The organism is Shewanella sp. 1311 (assembly GCF_059338235.1).
Genome location: NZ_CM181686.1, coordinates 3,111,631 through 3,127,624, shown reverse-complemented (window position 1 = coordinate 3,127,624; position 15,994 = coordinate 3,111,631). Strand labels below are relative to the sequence as shown.

Sequence of the window (15,994 nt, the reverse complement as noted above, 5' to 3'; positions counted from 1 at the left end):
TATGGTTAAGCCTCTCGAGTCATTAGTACATGTTAGCTCAACGCCTCACAACGCTTACACACCATGCCTATCAACGTCCTAGTCTCGAACGGCTCTTTAGAGGAATTAAATTCCTAGGGATGACTCATCTTAGGGCTCGCTTCCCGCTTAGATGCTTTCAGCGGTTATCGATTCCGAACGTAGCTACCGGGCAATGCCATTGGCATGACAACCCGAACACCAGCGGTTCGTCCACTCCGGTCCTCTCGTACTAGGAGCAGCTCCCTTCAATCATCCAACGCCCACGGCAGATAGGGACCGAACTGTCTCACGACGTTCTGAACCCAGCTCGCGTACCACTTTAAATGGCGAACAGCCATACCCTTGGGACCGACTTCAGCCCCAGGATGTGATGAGCCGACATCGAGGTGCCAAACACCGCCGTCGATATGAACTCTTGGGCGGTATCAGCCTGTTATCCCCGGAGTACCTTTTATCCGTTGAGCGATGGCCCTTCCATTCAGAACCACCGGATCACTATGACCTACTTTCGTACCTGCTCGACGTGTATGTCTCGCAGTTAAGCTGGCTTATGCCATTGCACTAACCGTACGATGTCCGACCGTACTTAGCCAACCTTCGTGCTCCTCCGTTACTCTTTGGGAGGAGACCGCCCCAGTCAAACTACCCACCAGGCACTGTCCCTAATCCCGATAAGGGACCTAGGTTAGAACATCAAAACTACAAGGGTGGTATTTCAAGGACGACTCCATCATGACTAGCGTCACAACTTCAAAGTCTCCCACCTATCCTACACATGTAGGTTCAATGTTCAGTGCCAAGCTATAGTAAAGGTTCACGGGGTCTTTCCGTCTAGCCGCGGGTATACGGCATCTTCACCGCAATTTCAACTTCACTGAGTCTCGGCTGGAGACAGCGTGGCCATCATTACGCCATTCGTGCAGGTCGGAACTTACCCGACAAGGAATTTCGCTACCTTAGGACCGTTATAGTTACGGCCGCCGTTTACCGGGGCTTCGATCATGAGCTTCTCTTGCGATAACCCAATCAATTAACCTTCCGGCACCGGGCAGGCGTCACACCGTATACTTCCTCTTGCGAGTTTGCACAGTGCTGTGTTTTTGATAAACAGTTGCAGCCACCTGGTATCTGCGACTCCCGTCAGCTTAGAGAGCAAGTCTCATCACCAACAGGAGCGTACCTTCTCCCGAAGTTACGGTACCATTTTGCCTAGTTCCTTCAGCCGAGTTCTCTCAAGCGCCTTGGTATTCTCTACCCGACCACCTGTGTCGGTTTGGGGTACGATTCCCACTAACCTGAAGCTTAGAAGATTTTCCTGGAAGCATGGCATCAACTACTTCAGTCCCTTAGGACCTCGTCATCAGCTCTCAGTCTGCACACTAAAGTGCGATTCCCCGGATTTGCCTAAGAAATCAACCTACCACCTTAAACGCGGACTACCAACGCCGCGCTAGCCTAGCCTTCTCCGTCTCTCCATCGCAGTTAGCGGAAGTACAGAAATATTAATCTGTTTCCCATCGATTACGCCTTTCGGCCTCACCTTAGGGGTCGACTCACCCTGCCCCGATTAACGTTGGACAGGAACCCTTGGTCTTTCGGCGAGGGGGTTTTTCACCCCCTTTATCGTTACTCATGTCAGCATTCGCACTTCTGATACCTCCAGCGTGGGTTACCCCTTCACCTTCAACGGCTTACAGAACGCTCCTCTACCGCGCACAGTAAACTGTGCACCCGTAGCTTCGGTGACTAGCTTAGCCCCGTTACATCTTCCGCGCAGGCCGACTCGACTAGTGAGCTATTACGCTTTCTTTAAATGATGGCTGCTTCTAAGCCAACATCCTAGCTGTCTAAGCCTTCCCACATCGTTTCCCACTTAGCTAGTACTTTGGGACCTTAGCTGACGGTCTGGGTTGTTTCCCTTTTGACGACGGACGTTAGCACCCGCCGCCTGTCTCCCGAGTAGTACTCATTGGTATTCGGAGTTTGCAAAGGGTTGGTAAGTCGGGATGACCCCCTAGCCTTAACAGTGCTCTACCCCCAATGGTATTCGCTCGAGGCGCTACCTAAATAGCTTTCGAGGAGAACCAGATATCTCCCGGTTTGATTGGCCTTTCACCCCCAGCCACAAGTCATCCGCTAATTTTTCAACATTAGTCGGTTCGGTCCTCCAGTTGATGTTACTCAACCTTCAACCTGCCCATGGCTAGATCACCGGGTTTCGGGTCTACACCTTGCAACTAAACGCGCAGTTAACACTCGGTTTCCCTACGGCTCCGCTATTCGCTTAACCTCGCTACAAAATGTAAGTCGCTGACCCATTATACAAAAGGTACGCAGTCACGGTCTCAAGAACCGCTCCCACTGCTTGTACGTATACGGTTTCAGGTTCTATTTCACTCCCCTCACAGGGGTTCTTTTCGCCTTTCCCTCACGGTACTGGTTCACTATCGGTCAGTCAGGAGTATTTAGCCTTGGAGGATGGTCCCCCCATATTCAAACAGGATGTCACGTGTCCCGCCTTACTCGTTTTCATCAATGGTTAGTTTTCATGTACGGGGCTATCACCCTGTGCCGCTGTGCTTTCCAACACATTCCACTAACACCCCACTGACTTAAGGGCTAATCCCCGTTCGCTCGCCGCTACTAGGGGAATCTCGGTTGATTTCTTTTCCTCCGGGTACTTAGATGTTTCAGTTCCCCGGGTTCGCCTCGCAACACTATGTATTCATGTTGCGATAACAGCTTATGCTGCTGGGTTCCCCCATTCGGACATCGTTAGCTCAAATGCTTGTTACTAGCTCGCCAACGCTTTTCGCAAGTTACTACGTCCTTCATCGCCTCTGACTGCCAAGGCATCCACCGTATACGCTTAGTCGCTTAACCATACAACCCAAATGAGTTTCACTCATCTGAGTCGTATTGCGACCAGCTTGGTTTTACTTGTCTCACTTCTGACCAAAGAAGTGGACGCGCCTTAGACGTAAACTATTCAATAAAGAATAATTTACTTTTGAATATTCAAGACACTTAATAAAGTGTTTGAGAACTCATGTTCAATGCTTTCGCATTGAACGTTTTGTAATTAATTACATGACAGACTCATGCAATTAAATACTATCAGCTTTCCAAATTGTTAAAGAGCGGGCTTAAAAAAGCCAAAGATAATTTTTAAGTTTATCTTTGGCATCTCTATCCATAGTGCATATGCCTTATTACTTTGCAATAAAGTCAGAATAAGGTGTAAATGGTGGAGCTATGCGGGATCGAACCGCAGACCTCCTGCGTGCAAGGCAGGCGCTCTCCCAGCTGAGCTATAGCCCCATTTACATGCAGTGCGAGTAAGTAAGATGTTCCAAACCTCTAAAAGGATTGGTTTGCCAAATCAAGTTATCCGCGGTAAATTAACGCGACGTTTAGTTCACTAAACGAGTGTTAATTTAACAAAGGAGAACGAAGATTTGGTGGGTCAGAGTGGACTTGAACCACCGACCTCACCCTTATCAGGGGTGCGCTCTAACCAGCTGAGCTACAGACCCATCTTTGATGAACCTATTTAACTAGGTTTATCTTTTACTCTTTCTTCTATCAAGCAAATCTGTGTGAACACTCAACAAACATTAAGTTAGTCGTATAGGTAAGGAGGTGATCCAGCCCCAGGTTCCCCTAGGGCTACCTTGTTACGACTTCACCCCAGTCATGAACCACAAAGTGGTGAGCGCCCCCCCGAAGGTTAAGCTACCCACTTCTTTTGCAGCCCACTCCCATGGTGTGACGGGCGGTGTGTACAAGGCCCGGGAACGTATTCACCGTGGCATTCTGATCCACGATTACTAGCGATTCCGACTTCATGGAGTCGAGTTGCAGACTCCAATCCGGACTACGACGAGCTTTGTGAGATTAGCTCCACCTCGCGGCTTTGCAACCCTCTGTACTCGCCATTGTAGCACGTGTGTAGCCCTACTCGTAAGGGCCATGATGACTTGACGTCGTCCCCACCTTCCTCCGGTTTATCACCGGCAGTCTCCCTAGAGTTCCCACCATTACGTGCTGGCAAATAAGGATAGGGGTTGCGCTCGTTGCGGGACTTAACCCAACATTTCACAACACGAGCTGACGACAGCCATGCAGCACCTGTCTCACGGTTCCCGAAGGCACTAAGCTATCTCTAGCGAATTCCGTGGATGTCAAGAGTAGGTAAGGTTCTTCGCGTTGCATCGAATTAAACCACATGCTCCACCGCTTGTGCGGGCCCCCGTCAATTCATTTGAGTTTTAACCTTGCGGCCGTACTCCCCAGGCGGTCTACTTAATGCGTTAGCTTGAGAGCCCAGTGTTCAAGACACCAAACTCCGAGTAGACATCGTTTACGGCGTGGACTACCAGGGTATCTAATCCTGTTTGCTCCCCACGCTTTCGTGCCTGAGCGTCAGTCTTTGTCCAGGGGGCCGCCTTCGCCACCGGTATTCCTCCAGATCTCTACGCATTTCACCGCTACACCTGGAATTCTACCCCCCTCTACAAGACTCTAGTTCGCCAGTTCGAAATGCAATTCCCAGGTTGAGCCCGGGGCTTTCACATCTCGCTTAACAAACCGCCTGCGCACGCTTTACGCCCAGTAATTCCGATTAACGCTCGGACCCTCCGTATTACCGCGGCTGCTGGCACGGAGTTAGCCGGTCCTTCTTCTGTAGGTAACGTCACAGTAATAGCGTATTAAAATATTACCTTTCCTCCCTACTGAAAGTGCTTTACAACCCGAAGGCCTTCTTCACACACGCGGCATGGCTGCATCAGGGTTTCCCCCATTGTGCAATATTCCCCACTGCTGCCTCCCGTAGGAGTCTGGGCCGTGTCTCAGTCCCAGTGTGGCTGATCATCCTCTCAGAACAGCTAGGGATCGTCGCCTTGGTGAGCCATTACCTCACCAACTAGCTAATCCCACCTAGGTTCATCCAATCGCGGAAGGCCCGAAGGTCCCCTCCTTTCCCCCGTAGGGCGTATGCGGTATTAGCAGTCGTTTCCAACTGTTATCCCCCTCGACTGGGCAGATCCCTAGGCATTACTCACCCGTCCGCCGCTCGCCGGCAAAGATAGTAAACTATCTTCCCGCTGCCGCTCGACTTGCATGTGTTAGGCCTGCCGCCAGCGTTCAATCTGAGCCATGATCAAACTCTTCAATTAAAGTTTTGTTGTTTGACTTACGTCAAACGGCTCAACGAATTCTGTTCGACTCCTATTTATCCGAAAATAAGTAGTAAGTCTTTGTACATATTGCTATGAACACTCATCACTCTCGTGAAAGAATTGGTTGATTTAAATTTTTGACTGCCAACCCTAAGGTTAAGCAGTTTCGATTAACTCAACACCTGTGAGTGTCCACACAGATTTGCTTGATAAATTGTTAAAGAGCGTTGACCACACACTGAGTTTTCAGCGGGTCAGGGCTGCGTATTCTACGCATTCCCGTTAGTGCGTCAAGTAGTTTTTTCAACTTTCTCAACACTCATCGTTTAGCTTGCTAACCGATGAACTGCTTGGCTTTCTTTACTTAACTTGCGTTACGCTGTCTGCCGTGTCAGTGGATGCGCATTATAGGGAGATTGAGAAAGTCCGCAAGGGCTTTTTTGAGAAAAATGGATCTTTTTTTAATACTTTCAGTTAGTCACATAATACCCCCACTTTATCCTCAGACTTATCCACAAAATGGGTTTTAACGGTTAAATTTTCTACAGCGATGGCTTTGCTTTAATGGCTATCGATGAGAGTGAAATGATGTTCAATGGGGAATAACGACGATTAGCTATATAAAGAAGAAATAAAAAGGCAACTTAGATAAGTTGCCTTTAGTGTGCGTTCTATTCTACTTATTCAGTAGGCTTAATCTGTCAGCAGATTAACTTAACTTGCCGTGACATTGTTTGTACTTGCGACCTGAGCCACAAGGACAAGGATCGTTACGACCCACTTTCTCACCATCACGGATCATCGGTGCTTGCGCAGTGACAGCTTCATGCTCATCACCACCGCCAACAAGCGACTCTGCCGCTGCGTGTTGATAGTCGCGCTGGATCTTGGCATCTTCTTCACGACGACGCGCTTCCATTTCTTCCACATCTGACTGAGCTTGAACTTGTACTTTCGACAGCACACTGATGACGTCGTGTTTCAAGGTATTCAATAGTTGTTGGAATAACTCAAACGACTCACGCTTATATTCTTGCTTTGGATTTTTCTGTGCGTAACCACGTAAGTGGATACCTTGACGCAGATGGTCCATCGCCGCTAAGTGTTCTTTCCACAGACCATCGAGCGTTTGTAGCATAACGGCTTTCTCGAACTGGCGTAGCACTTGCGCGCCAACCATTTCTTCTTTTGCCTTATACGCATCGCCCCAAGCAGTGATAATACGCTCACGTAGACTCTCTTCATGCAGATCGTCTTCTTTATCTAACCATTCCTGGATAGGTAGTTTGAGCATAAACTCTTGGTGTAGACGTTGCTCTAAACCTGGGATATCCCACAGCTCTTCTACTGATTGTGGTGGAATATACTGATCGATGACCGCGCCAATCACATCGTCTTGAATGTTTTGGATAGTATCTTCAATACTTTCCGCATCCATCAACTCGTTGCGCTGAGCGTAAACCACTTGGCGTTGATCGTTAGCTACGTCATCAAATTCGAGTAATTGCTTACGGATATCGAAGTTACGTGCTTCAACTTTACGTTGAGCGTTTTCGATTGCACGAGACACCCATGGATGCTCGATAGCTTCGCCTTCTTCCATACCCAGCTTTTTCATCATGCCAGAGACACGATCTGAGGCGAAGATACGCATTAAGCTATCTTCCATCGACAGGTAGAAGCGTGATGAACCCGCGTCACCTTGACGACCCGCACGACCACGTAACTGGTTATCGATACGGCGTGATTCGTGACGTTCGGTACCTAGGATGTGCAAACCACCCGCGGCGACGACTTCATCATGACGAATTTGCCAATCGGCTTTGATCTTAGCTTTTTGCTCAGCTGTTGGATTATCGAGTTCATCGATTTCCATGTTCCAGTTGCCGCCAAGCACTATATCGGTACCACGACCTGCCATGTTAGTGGCAATGGTCACTGAACCAGTACGGCCAGCTTGCGCGACGATTTCAGCTTCTCGTTCGTGGAATTTAGCATTTAAGACTTCGTGCGGGATCTTTTCCTGCACCATTAAGCGCGCTAACAGTTCAGACTGTTCGATTGAGACTGTACCCACCAATACTGGCTGACCACGTTCGCGGCAATCTTTAATGTCTTTGATGATAGCTTGATATTTTTCATCGGCGGTAAGGTAAACCAAATCCGCCATATCCTTACGCACCATTGGACGGTTAGTCGGCACAACGACTGTGTCTAATCCATAGATGTGTTGGAATTCGAACGCTTCAGTGTCGGCTGTACCTGTCATACCTGCCAGCTTCTCATATTGACGGAAGTAGTTCTGGAAGGTAATTGAAGCCAATGTTTGGTTTTCGTTTTGAATATGCACGCCTTCTTTGGCTTCGACAGCTTGATGTAAGCCTTCTGACCAACGACGACCCGGCATAGTACGACCAGTGTGTTCATCGACTATGATGACTTCGTTGTCTTGTACTATGTAATCCACATCACGCTCAAACAGCGTGTGCGCACGGAGCGCCGCGTTGACGTGGTGTAATAGGGAAATATTTGCAGCAGAATAGAGTGAGTCGCCTTCGGCTAACATGCCGCGCTCGATCAACAGGTTTTCTACTTTTTCTTGACCACGTTCGGTGAAATGCACTTGTTTGGCTTTTTCATCGATGCTGTAGTCACCCTCACCCACATACTCTTCCGTATCTTCTTTATCTTGACGGATAAGATTTGGGATCAAGGTGTTGATCTTGATGTATAGCTCAGAGCTATCTTCAGCGGCGCCAGAGATGATCAGCGGCGTACGCGCTTCGTCGATTAAGATTGAATCCACTTCATCGATTAGGGCGTAGTGCAACGGGCGTTGTACTCGTTCTTGCGGTGAAAACGCCATGTTATCGCGCAGATAATCGAAACCAAACTCGTTGTTGGTACCGTAAGTGATATCGGCGTTGTAAGCAGCTTTCTTTTCATGCTGACCGAGACCTGCCACGTTGATGCCGACGGTTAAACCGAGGAACTCAAACAGTGGGCGGTTATTCTCGGCATCACGACGTGCTAAGTAATCGTTCACGGTAATCACGTGAACGCCTTTGCCCGTCAATGCGTTTAAGTAAGCGGGCAAGGTTGCCGTTAAGGTTTTACCTTCACCCGTACGCATCTCAGCAATACGGTTACTGTCGAGTACCATACCACCGAGTAACTGTACGTCGAAGTGGCGCATGTCAAATACGCGCTTAGACGCTTCACGTACTGTAGCAAACGCTTCAGCCATGATGCTATCTAATGAAGCGCCGGCAGCTAAACGCTCACGGAACTCAGCGGTTTTCGCTTTTAAAGCTTCATCGGTTAATTTTTCATAATCAGCTTCTAGTGCGTTAATGCTAATAACGATCTTTTGAAGCCCTTTAAGGGTGCGGTCGTTGCGACTACCAAATACTTTTGTCAGTAATTTACCAAACATCTGAATCACTTATTCTCTGTAGGCCAAGTCCATGATGGAAACTAGAAGCCAATGTTTCAATTAACTTGCTTTGCGGTAGACAAACTTTTGTGGATCTATCTGCTGTCCGCCGCGCAACACTTCATAATGCACATGAGCCCCAGTTGAGCGCCCAGTGCTTCCCATACTGGCGATTGCATCGCCTTTTGCGACCACATCACCTACAGTCACTGACAAAGCTTTATTATGGCCATAACGCGTATGTAAACCGTTACCATGGTCTATTTCGACCAACTCGCCATAACCGAACATGTTCCCAGCCCAAGTTACTACGCCTGCAGCAGTCGCAACAACTTTGGCCCCTTCTCGGCCGGTAAAATCAATCCCCTTATGCACAGTCCTGCGACCGTTGAAAGGGTCATTACGTAATCCGTAGGGCGACGATAACCAACCTTTATCGAGTGGGATCCCTGATATATAACGTTCATCATCTATATGGTGGTTAGATGACACTGTTTCAAGTAGTGAAAGCTGAACATTATTATTGTCAATTCGTGATGCCAACTTATCCATATCGTCGATAAGCTGTCCGAGCTCGATGTTAGTGCCTAATTCGCTCAAACCACCCACACCAACTTCGGATGAGAAATCAAAATCTTCATCCAATTTGTTCTGCTGGGCGACCTGTTGACCTAAGGCTTCGAGACGGGTGATCTTGGCTTGCATACGTGCAACATGAGTCACTAGCATAGCCAGTTGAGACTCGGTAGCACTTTTTAGCTCTAAGACTTGTTTCTTTTGTTGTTCGCGCACGAGACGATCGTTATCGACACTGGCTTGCTGATCTTGAAATCGAGCTGAGTTGTGTTGATAAATACCGGACCCAGTGGCCAACAATAGTATTGGAAGTAGCAACCAGCGTTTACTGGGCTGCCAGCGTGTGACGCCATTCCGACCTTGAATAAATACTGTTACACTCATAGCCTAATTCAGCCATCTTATTATCATATGAAAAAGCCCCCTCAAGATCTCAGCCAATTACTGCATCAATCGGGCAAATTACCCGACCTTGCTGAGAAAGCGGAACTACTTATGTATCTGAATCATCATGTGAAGCAGATTATCGCAGGTCCTGTTGCGGAGCAGCTAAAAGTCGCTAATTTCCGCCAGGGTGTTCTTGTGGTTGAAACCACTTCGGCGGCCTGGGCTGCACGAATTAATTTCCAAAAGCCGAAGCTACTAGCGCAGCTTCAAGCAGAAACGCTCCCAATCCTTACCGCAATCGAAGTTAAAGTCAACCCGAGATTAGCAATGTATGACGCAAAGCCTAAACAGGGACACAAAGAATTAAGCCCTGCGGCAGCGGAGCATATTGCGGCATTAGCGGAAAATATTGGCGGTTCACTGGGCGAAAAACTAAAACGGCTGGCCTCATTGGCCAGCCGTAATAAATAATCTCACCGCTTTTTAAGCAAATACAGCGCCACCTGGCACGGTAAAGCTAACGGGAACATCGGCTTCTTTTTCAAAGCTGACCAACTCCCACGCATCCTGTTGCGCCAGTAAAGCACGCACCAATTGGTTGTTCAGTGCATGACCGGTTTTATACGCAGTGAACTCACCTAAAATAGCGTGTCCTGCCACATATAAATCACCAAACGCATCTAGAATTTTGTGCTTAACAAATTCGTCCTCATAACGCAGGCCGTCGGGATTAAGGACGCGATATTCATCAAGTACAACTGCGTTTTCCATGCTGCCGCCCAACGCTAGGTTGTTGGCTCGCAGATATTCGATATCACGCATAAACCCAAAAGTACGGGCGCGGCTGATATCTTTCACGAAAGCAGACGTTGAAAAGTCCATCACCACATGCTGTTGGCTACGAGCGATTTCTGGGTGCGCGAAGTCAATTTTAAAATTGACTCTAAAACCTTTAAAGGGTTTCAGCTCGGCCCATTTGTCGCCATCTTCAACACGCACAGGGCGCTTAATCTTTAAGTACTTCTTAGGTGCGGCCTGCTCTTTAATACCCGCAGACTGCAATAAGAAGACAAATGGGCTCGCACTGCCATCCATAATAGGAATTTCAGGCGCGTCCACTTCGATTACGGCGTTATCTATGCCTAAACCCGCAAGTGCTGCAAATAAATGCTCAATGGTCGAGATACGAATACCTTCGTCATTGACAAGTGCCGTACACATAGTGGTTTCACGAACTTGCTCCGCCTTCGCTGGAATGGCGACGGCAGGACTCAAATCAGTGCGCACGAGTACGATCCCTGAATTAACGGGCGCGGGCATTATGCTCAAAGTGACCTTGTTGCCAGAATGCAATCCGACACCAGTAGTTTTCACCATTTTCTGAACAGTTCTTTGAAATATCATTCAGTTACCCGTTTATATGCCAATTATAAAGCCTAATATTTGTACACTCAGCGTCGGCAAATTGGCCGCACTGGTTCAACATAATAACATAACTTTATTATGTCACACAAATGCAGCTATGCTGTGGTATTGCCCAAAACGAACAACACCTCACATATACGCTGGACTCAAACGCTATCGCTAGTCGGCTTGCTTACGCAAAAATGCTGGAATATCAAGATAATCCAACTCATGCTTTGTCGATGGTGCAGGCTGTGGCGCTGGCTGTGGTGCCGCTGGCAATACGTTGCCTTTTGGCGCAGCGTAGTTCACATGTACCGCTTCTTCGACATAGGCTTCGACTTTTGGTTCCACAACCACTGGCTCTGGACGAGGCGCAGGCTTAGACACCAATTGAATATCAGGACGCTTTTCAGCACCAATACCCGTAGCAACAACCGTTACACGCAGCTCATCACTCATTTCTGGGTCAATGACAGCACCAACAACCACAGTCGCGTTGTCAGAGGCATAAGCCTTAACGTGATTACCAACCGTTTCGAATTCTTCGATACTCATGTCCATACCCGCAGTGATGTTAACTAACACACCACGCGCACCGGCTAAGTCGATGTCTTCTAATAATGGGCTGGCAACAGCAGCTTCAGCCGCTTCTTCGGCACGATCTTCACCGCGAGCGACGCCTGTACCCATCATGGCATTACCCATTTCAGACATCACAGTCTTCACGTCGGCGAAGTCGACGTTAATTAGACCTGGACGAGTGATAAGCTCGGCAATACCTTGTACCGCGCCAAGTAACACGTTATTCGCTGCGGCGAACGCATCGAGTAAAGAAGTGCCACGGCCCAATACTTTTAATAATTTTTCATTTGGAATCGTGATTAACGAATCCACGTGCTTAGCCAGCTCAGCAATACCTTGCTCGGCATAAGCCATACGCTTTTTCCCTTCGAATGGGAAAGGCTTAGTCACAACCGCAACGGTCAGAATACCTTCTTCGCGAGCGATTTGAGCAACAACTGGTGCAGCACCAGTACCTGTACCACCGCCCATACCGGCAGCGATAAAGATCATGTCAGAGCCTTTGATCGCCGCGCGAATGTTTTCGCGGTCTTCTTCAGCTGCTGCACGACCCACATCTGGGTTTGCCCCTGCTCCGAGACCTTTAGTGACATCGCGTCCTAATTGAATCGTTGAGCCTGCACCTGATTTTCTCAGGGCCTGAGCGTCTGTATTGGTAACGATAAACTCAACACCTTCAATGTTGTGTTTGACCATATGTTCGACAGCGTTACCGCCGCCGCCGCCAACGCCGATGACTTTAATCACCGCGTCGTCTGAGTGAGTATCCATGATCTCAAACATTGTCTGATCTCCGTGTTGCCTGCGTTATGAAAATTAAAATTCGCCCTTAAACCAGCTTTGGACCCGATTCCAAGCGCTAGTTACCCCTTGGCGCTCAGGACGTTCGAACTGACGTTCGATCACCCGTCGTGCACCGTAATGAAGCAGTCCGACTCCAGTGGAGTAAATAGACTGGTCCACGTATTCATATAAACCTTTGATCGGTAGCGGTGACGCTACACGAACTGGCATGCCGAACGTCGCTTCCGCGATATCGACCACACCTTGAATCGACGCTGTGCCACCTGTGAGCACAATACCTGCGGCGATTTGATCTTCTAATCCACTATCTTTCAACTCTTTAAGTACTAACTCAAACAGCTCTTGGTATCTTGGTTCTACTACTTCGGCGAGCGTGTGACGTGACATGCTACGTGATGGACGTCCACCTACCGATGGCACTTCGATACTGTCTTCGCGGCTCACCATAGAGCTGCGCGCACAGGCGAATTGCACTTTAATTTGTTCAGCATGTGACGACGGCGTGCGAAAAATCTTCGCAATGTCGTTGGTCACTTGGTTGCCCGCAACTGGCACAACCGCACAATGACGCAAGGCGCCGTTGGTATATACAGCAATATCTGTGGTGCCACCGCCGATATCGACGATACACACACCTAAGTCTTTCTCATCGAAGGTCAGCACGGCATCGGCCGAAGCAATCCCCGAGAACACTAAGTCGTCGACCTTAAGGCCACAACGCTCAACGCTCTTAGTGATGTTCTTCGCCATATCATTGGCGCAGGTCACTATGTGTACCTTGGCTTCCATACGCATGCCAGACATACCGATTGGGCTGCGAATGCCGTCTTGCACGTCGATCGCATATTCCTGTGGCAGCACATGCAAGATGCGACGTTCGGTCGGGATCTTCACCGAGCGAGCCGTGTGGATCACGTTATCAACGTCTTCCTGTGTCACTTCTTCATCGTTGATCGAGACCATGCCGTTTTCGTTTTGGCAGGCGATGTGTTTACCAGAGATGCTCAGGTAAACCGATGACACTTGGCAATCCGCCATTAATTCCGCTTGATCGAGCGCACGTTGCACACTGCGAACGATCGAATCTAAATCGTTCACGCCACCTTTATCCATGCCCCTTGAGGGATGGTTACCAAGGCCGACTATGCTGATTTCGCCATCGGGCAGAACTTCGCCTATGATCACTGCGACCTTAGAGGTTCCTATGTCCAATCCGACGATAAGGTTTCTATCTTGGTTTTTGATCATTAATTATCGGCTCTCTTGTTTGTGCATCGCCCCAGCCTACGGCCAACCCTGTGTCGTAGCGCAAATCTACTCTGGCAACGGATTTCTCTTGTTTCGCCAAAACCGGATAAACAGTAATAAATCGCTGTATCCGTGCAATTTTATCTTCTCGACCTAAATCTAAAACGATGCCGTTTCCTAAGGTCGCGTGCCACGCATGTCGTGGCGTCAAATACAAACTGGCTAAGGTAAAGCCATTAATCTTTAACAGGGAGTTGATCTGTGCATAGACAGTCAACACCTCAAGGCCCATATCGTCTGGCCCAGATAACTGCGGTAAATGCTCCAGCTCTGGATGCGATGGCGCTTCAAACACTTCACCATGCACATTCAACCAGGAGTCACCATTCCAATGGGCCGCCGGCTGCTGCTCTTGCAAATACACCCTGAGTTTCGCTGGCCACTCACGTCTTACCGACGCGCGATACACCCAAGGTAAGTCTTCTAACGCCTGTTGCACTAAGGTGATGTCAGCACTAAAAAAACTCCGCTGCATTAAATCCTGAAGTGCCACTTGTATATCTTTATCTGTGGTGTAAGCCCGCTCACCTTTGATGGCAACGGCCTCTATCGGCAAGGTGCTGGCATCATTTAAAAACTTATGTAACTGGTATCCACCAAATACAAAACTGGCCACGATGAAGAATAAAAAGCCAGCCCCGCTCCACAGATACCAATTAACCCGTGACATTCTTGCCCGCCAGTGCCGCCTCTTATCACTCCAAGACACGCTTCATTCCACCTTTAACGACACTCATTAAAAACCACAGAAAACCGGCCATTATATAGACCAAAATCCTTTGGTCAAAATTTCCTTTTCCTCGCAGATCAAGCGCTAAAGATCAGCTTGCTTGCGCAGGTAATTCCGCAACGGCAAAGCCCAATTCTGTCGTCGCTAACAATCGCGACAGGGCGCCAATATTACCTGCACCTTGGGTGAGTAATAAATCCCCTTCTTGCAATACATCGGGCAAGACTTCTGCGAGCTGATCAGGACTGGCGATAAAGATCGGATCTAACTGGCCACGCAGGCGAATTGAGCGACATAAAGCTCGGCCATCGGCACCTGTGATCGGCGCTTCACCCGCACTATAAACATCGAGCAACAGTAAACAATCCACTTGGGATAACACTTCAACAAAGTCTTCATACAAATCACGGGTACGTGTGTATCTGTGTGGCTGATACGCCATAACGAGACGCTTGTCTGGCCAACCTGCACGGGCTGCTTTAATGGTCGCGGCGACTTCACTGGGGTGATGGCCATAATCATCAACTAACATAACTTCGCCCTTGGGCGTAGCAAACTTGCCCAAGTGTTGGAAACGACGGCCTATGCCTTGGAACTCCACTAATGCCTGAGTAATGGCGCTGTCGTCGATTTCATCTTCGGTCGCGACCGCAATCGCAGCCAAGGCATTAAGCACGTTATGTTGACCCGGCAAGTTAAGCACCAGATCGAGATCAGCTTTGCCTTTACGTCTTACAGTGAAACGACACTGATGGCCTTGCTGACTGAAATTCAGCGCTTGCACGTCCGCATCGTCACTAAAACCGTAGGTCACGAGTTGACGACCAATCCGCGGCATGATTTCACGCACTACAGCATCGTCGATACACACAACTGCGACACCGTAGAACGGCAAGTTATGTAGGAAATCCACGAAGGTCGATTTCAATTTTTCGAAATCACCGCCATAGGTATCCATATGATCAGCTTCAATGTTAGTCACCACACTGACCATTGGCTGCAAATGCAGGAAGCTCGCATCGCTCTCATCGGCCTCGGCAATCAAGTAACGGCTGGTGCCTAATCTGGCGTTGGTACCGGCACTATTGAGCAAGCCACCAATCACGAAGGTAGGATCCCGTCCCGCTTGACCGTAAACGCTGGCGATAAGGCTCGTTGTCGTCGTTTTACCATGGGTGCCGGCAATCGCCACACCATGACGGTAACGCATCAACTCGGCTAGCATTTCGGCGCGACGCACGATAGGAATACGTAATTCTTTGGCAGCAAGGATTTCTGGGTTTTCCAGATTAATCGCCGTGGAGACCACGACCACATCCACTTGCTGCACGTTTTCGGCAGCATGACCAATTTGGATCTTGGCACCGAGCAAACACAATCTATCGGTCACGGCATTTTGCGCGATATCCGAACCACTCACCTGATAGCCTTCGTTCACTAACACTTCGGCGATCCCGCCCATGCCCGCGCCGCCAATGCCGACGAAGTGAATACGCTTAATACGGCGCATTTCTGGGATCATGCTTCTCAGTTGTGCATATCTTTCTGTCTTAGTCATGC

8 protein-coding genes, 2 tRNA genes and 2 rRNA genes are annotated in these 15,994 nt (G+C 48.8%); 1 reads left to right on the top strand and 11 read right to left on the bottom strand.

What is annotated here, in order from left to right:
• Position 1: 1 nt before the first annotated feature.
• From AC5YB3_RS14090 to AC5YB3_RS14065, 6 genes are all read right to left on the bottom strand, one after another.
• Positions 2 to 2,904: ribosomal RNA gene (locus AC5YB3_RS14090) — 23S ribosomal RNA — on the bottom strand.
• A gap of 362 nt (positions 2,905 to 3,266) precedes the next feature.
• Positions 3,267 to 3,342 (bottom strand) — tRNA-Ala (locus tag AC5YB3_RS14085).
• A gap of 138 nt (positions 3,343 to 3,480) precedes the next feature.
• A tRNA-Ile gene (locus AC5YB3_RS14080) sits at positions 3,481 to 3,557 on the bottom strand.
• Between the two features lie 99 nt (positions 3,558 to 3,656).
• Positions 3,657 to 5,201, bottom strand: a 16S ribosomal RNA gene (locus tag AC5YB3_RS14075).
• Together the 16S and 23S rRNA genes with 2 tRNA genes alongside form the textbook arrangement of a ribosomal RNA operon.
• 712 nt (positions 5,202 to 5,913) lie before the next feature.
• Positions 5,914 to 8,640, bottom strand: a complete 2,727-nt coding sequence (gene secA / locus AC5YB3_RS14070; RefSeq protein ID WP_011982229.1) for a preprotein translocase subunit SecA — start codon at positions 8,638 to 8,640, stop codon at positions 5,914 to 5,916.
• Positions 8,641 to 8,700: 60 nt separating this feature from the next.
• A complete protein-coding gene (locus tag AC5YB3_RS14065) occupies positions 8,701 to 9,600 on the bottom strand; it encodes a M23 family metallopeptidase (RefSeq protein WP_006079901.1) in 900 nt (299 codons plus the stop codon).
• 27 nt (positions 9,601 to 9,627) lie between these two features.
• Here AC5YB3_RS14065 and AC5YB3_RS14060 point away from each other — a divergent pair, with 27 nt between their 5' ends.
• The gene (locus tag AC5YB3_RS14060; protein WP_006086703.1) at positions 9,628 to 10,074 is read left to right on the top strand and encodes a DUF721 domain-containing protein; all 447 of its coding nucleotides are present in this window, start codon (positions 9,628 to 9,630) and stop codon (positions 10,072 to 10,074) included.
• 12 nt (positions 10,075 to 10,086) lie between these two features.
• Here the strand turns inward: AC5YB3_RS14060 and lpxC are convergent, their stop codons facing one another.
• The 5 genes from lpxC to murC form a co-directional block, all read right to left on the bottom strand.
• Positions 10,087 to 11,007: a UDP-3-O-acyl-N-acetylglucosamine deacetylase gene (gene lpxC, locus AC5YB3_RS14055; RefSeq protein WP_011845621.1), complete on the bottom strand. Its 921-nt coding sequence runs from the start codon at positions 11,005 to 11,007 to the stop codon at positions 10,087 to 10,089.
• Positions 11,008 to 11,187: 180 nt separating this feature from the next.
• Positions 11,188 to 12,375, bottom strand: coding sequence for a cell division protein FtsZ (gene ftsZ / locus AC5YB3_RS14050; RefSeq protein WP_006079898.1), 1,188 nt, complete (start codon positions 12,373 to 12,375; stop codon positions 11,188 to 11,190).
• Positions 12,376 to 12,408: 33 nt separating this feature from the next.
• Positions 12,409 to 13,644 carry a cell division protein FtsA gene (gene ftsA / locus AC5YB3_RS14045; RefSeq protein WP_006079897.1) on the bottom strand — a complete coding sequence of 412 codons (1,236 nt, stop codon included), beginning with the start codon at positions 13,642 to 13,644 and terminating at the stop codon, positions 12,409 to 12,411.
• Positions 13,625 to 14,374, bottom strand: coding sequence for a cell division protein FtsQ/DivIB (locus AC5YB3_RS14040; protein ID WP_012586608.1), 750 nt, complete (start codon positions 14,372 to 14,374; stop codon positions 13,625 to 13,627). Before AC5YB3_RS14040 ends, ftsA begins: the two co-directional genes overlap by 20 nt.
• A 151-nt stretch (positions 14,375 to 14,525) precedes the next feature.
• Positions 14,526 to 15,992, bottom strand: coding sequence for a UDP-N-acetylmuramate--L-alanine ligase (murC, locus tag AC5YB3_RS14035; RefSeq protein WP_006079895.1), 1,467 nt, complete (start codon positions 15,990 to 15,992; stop codon positions 14,526 to 14,528).
• Positions 15,993 to 15,994: the final 2 nt, after the last annotated feature.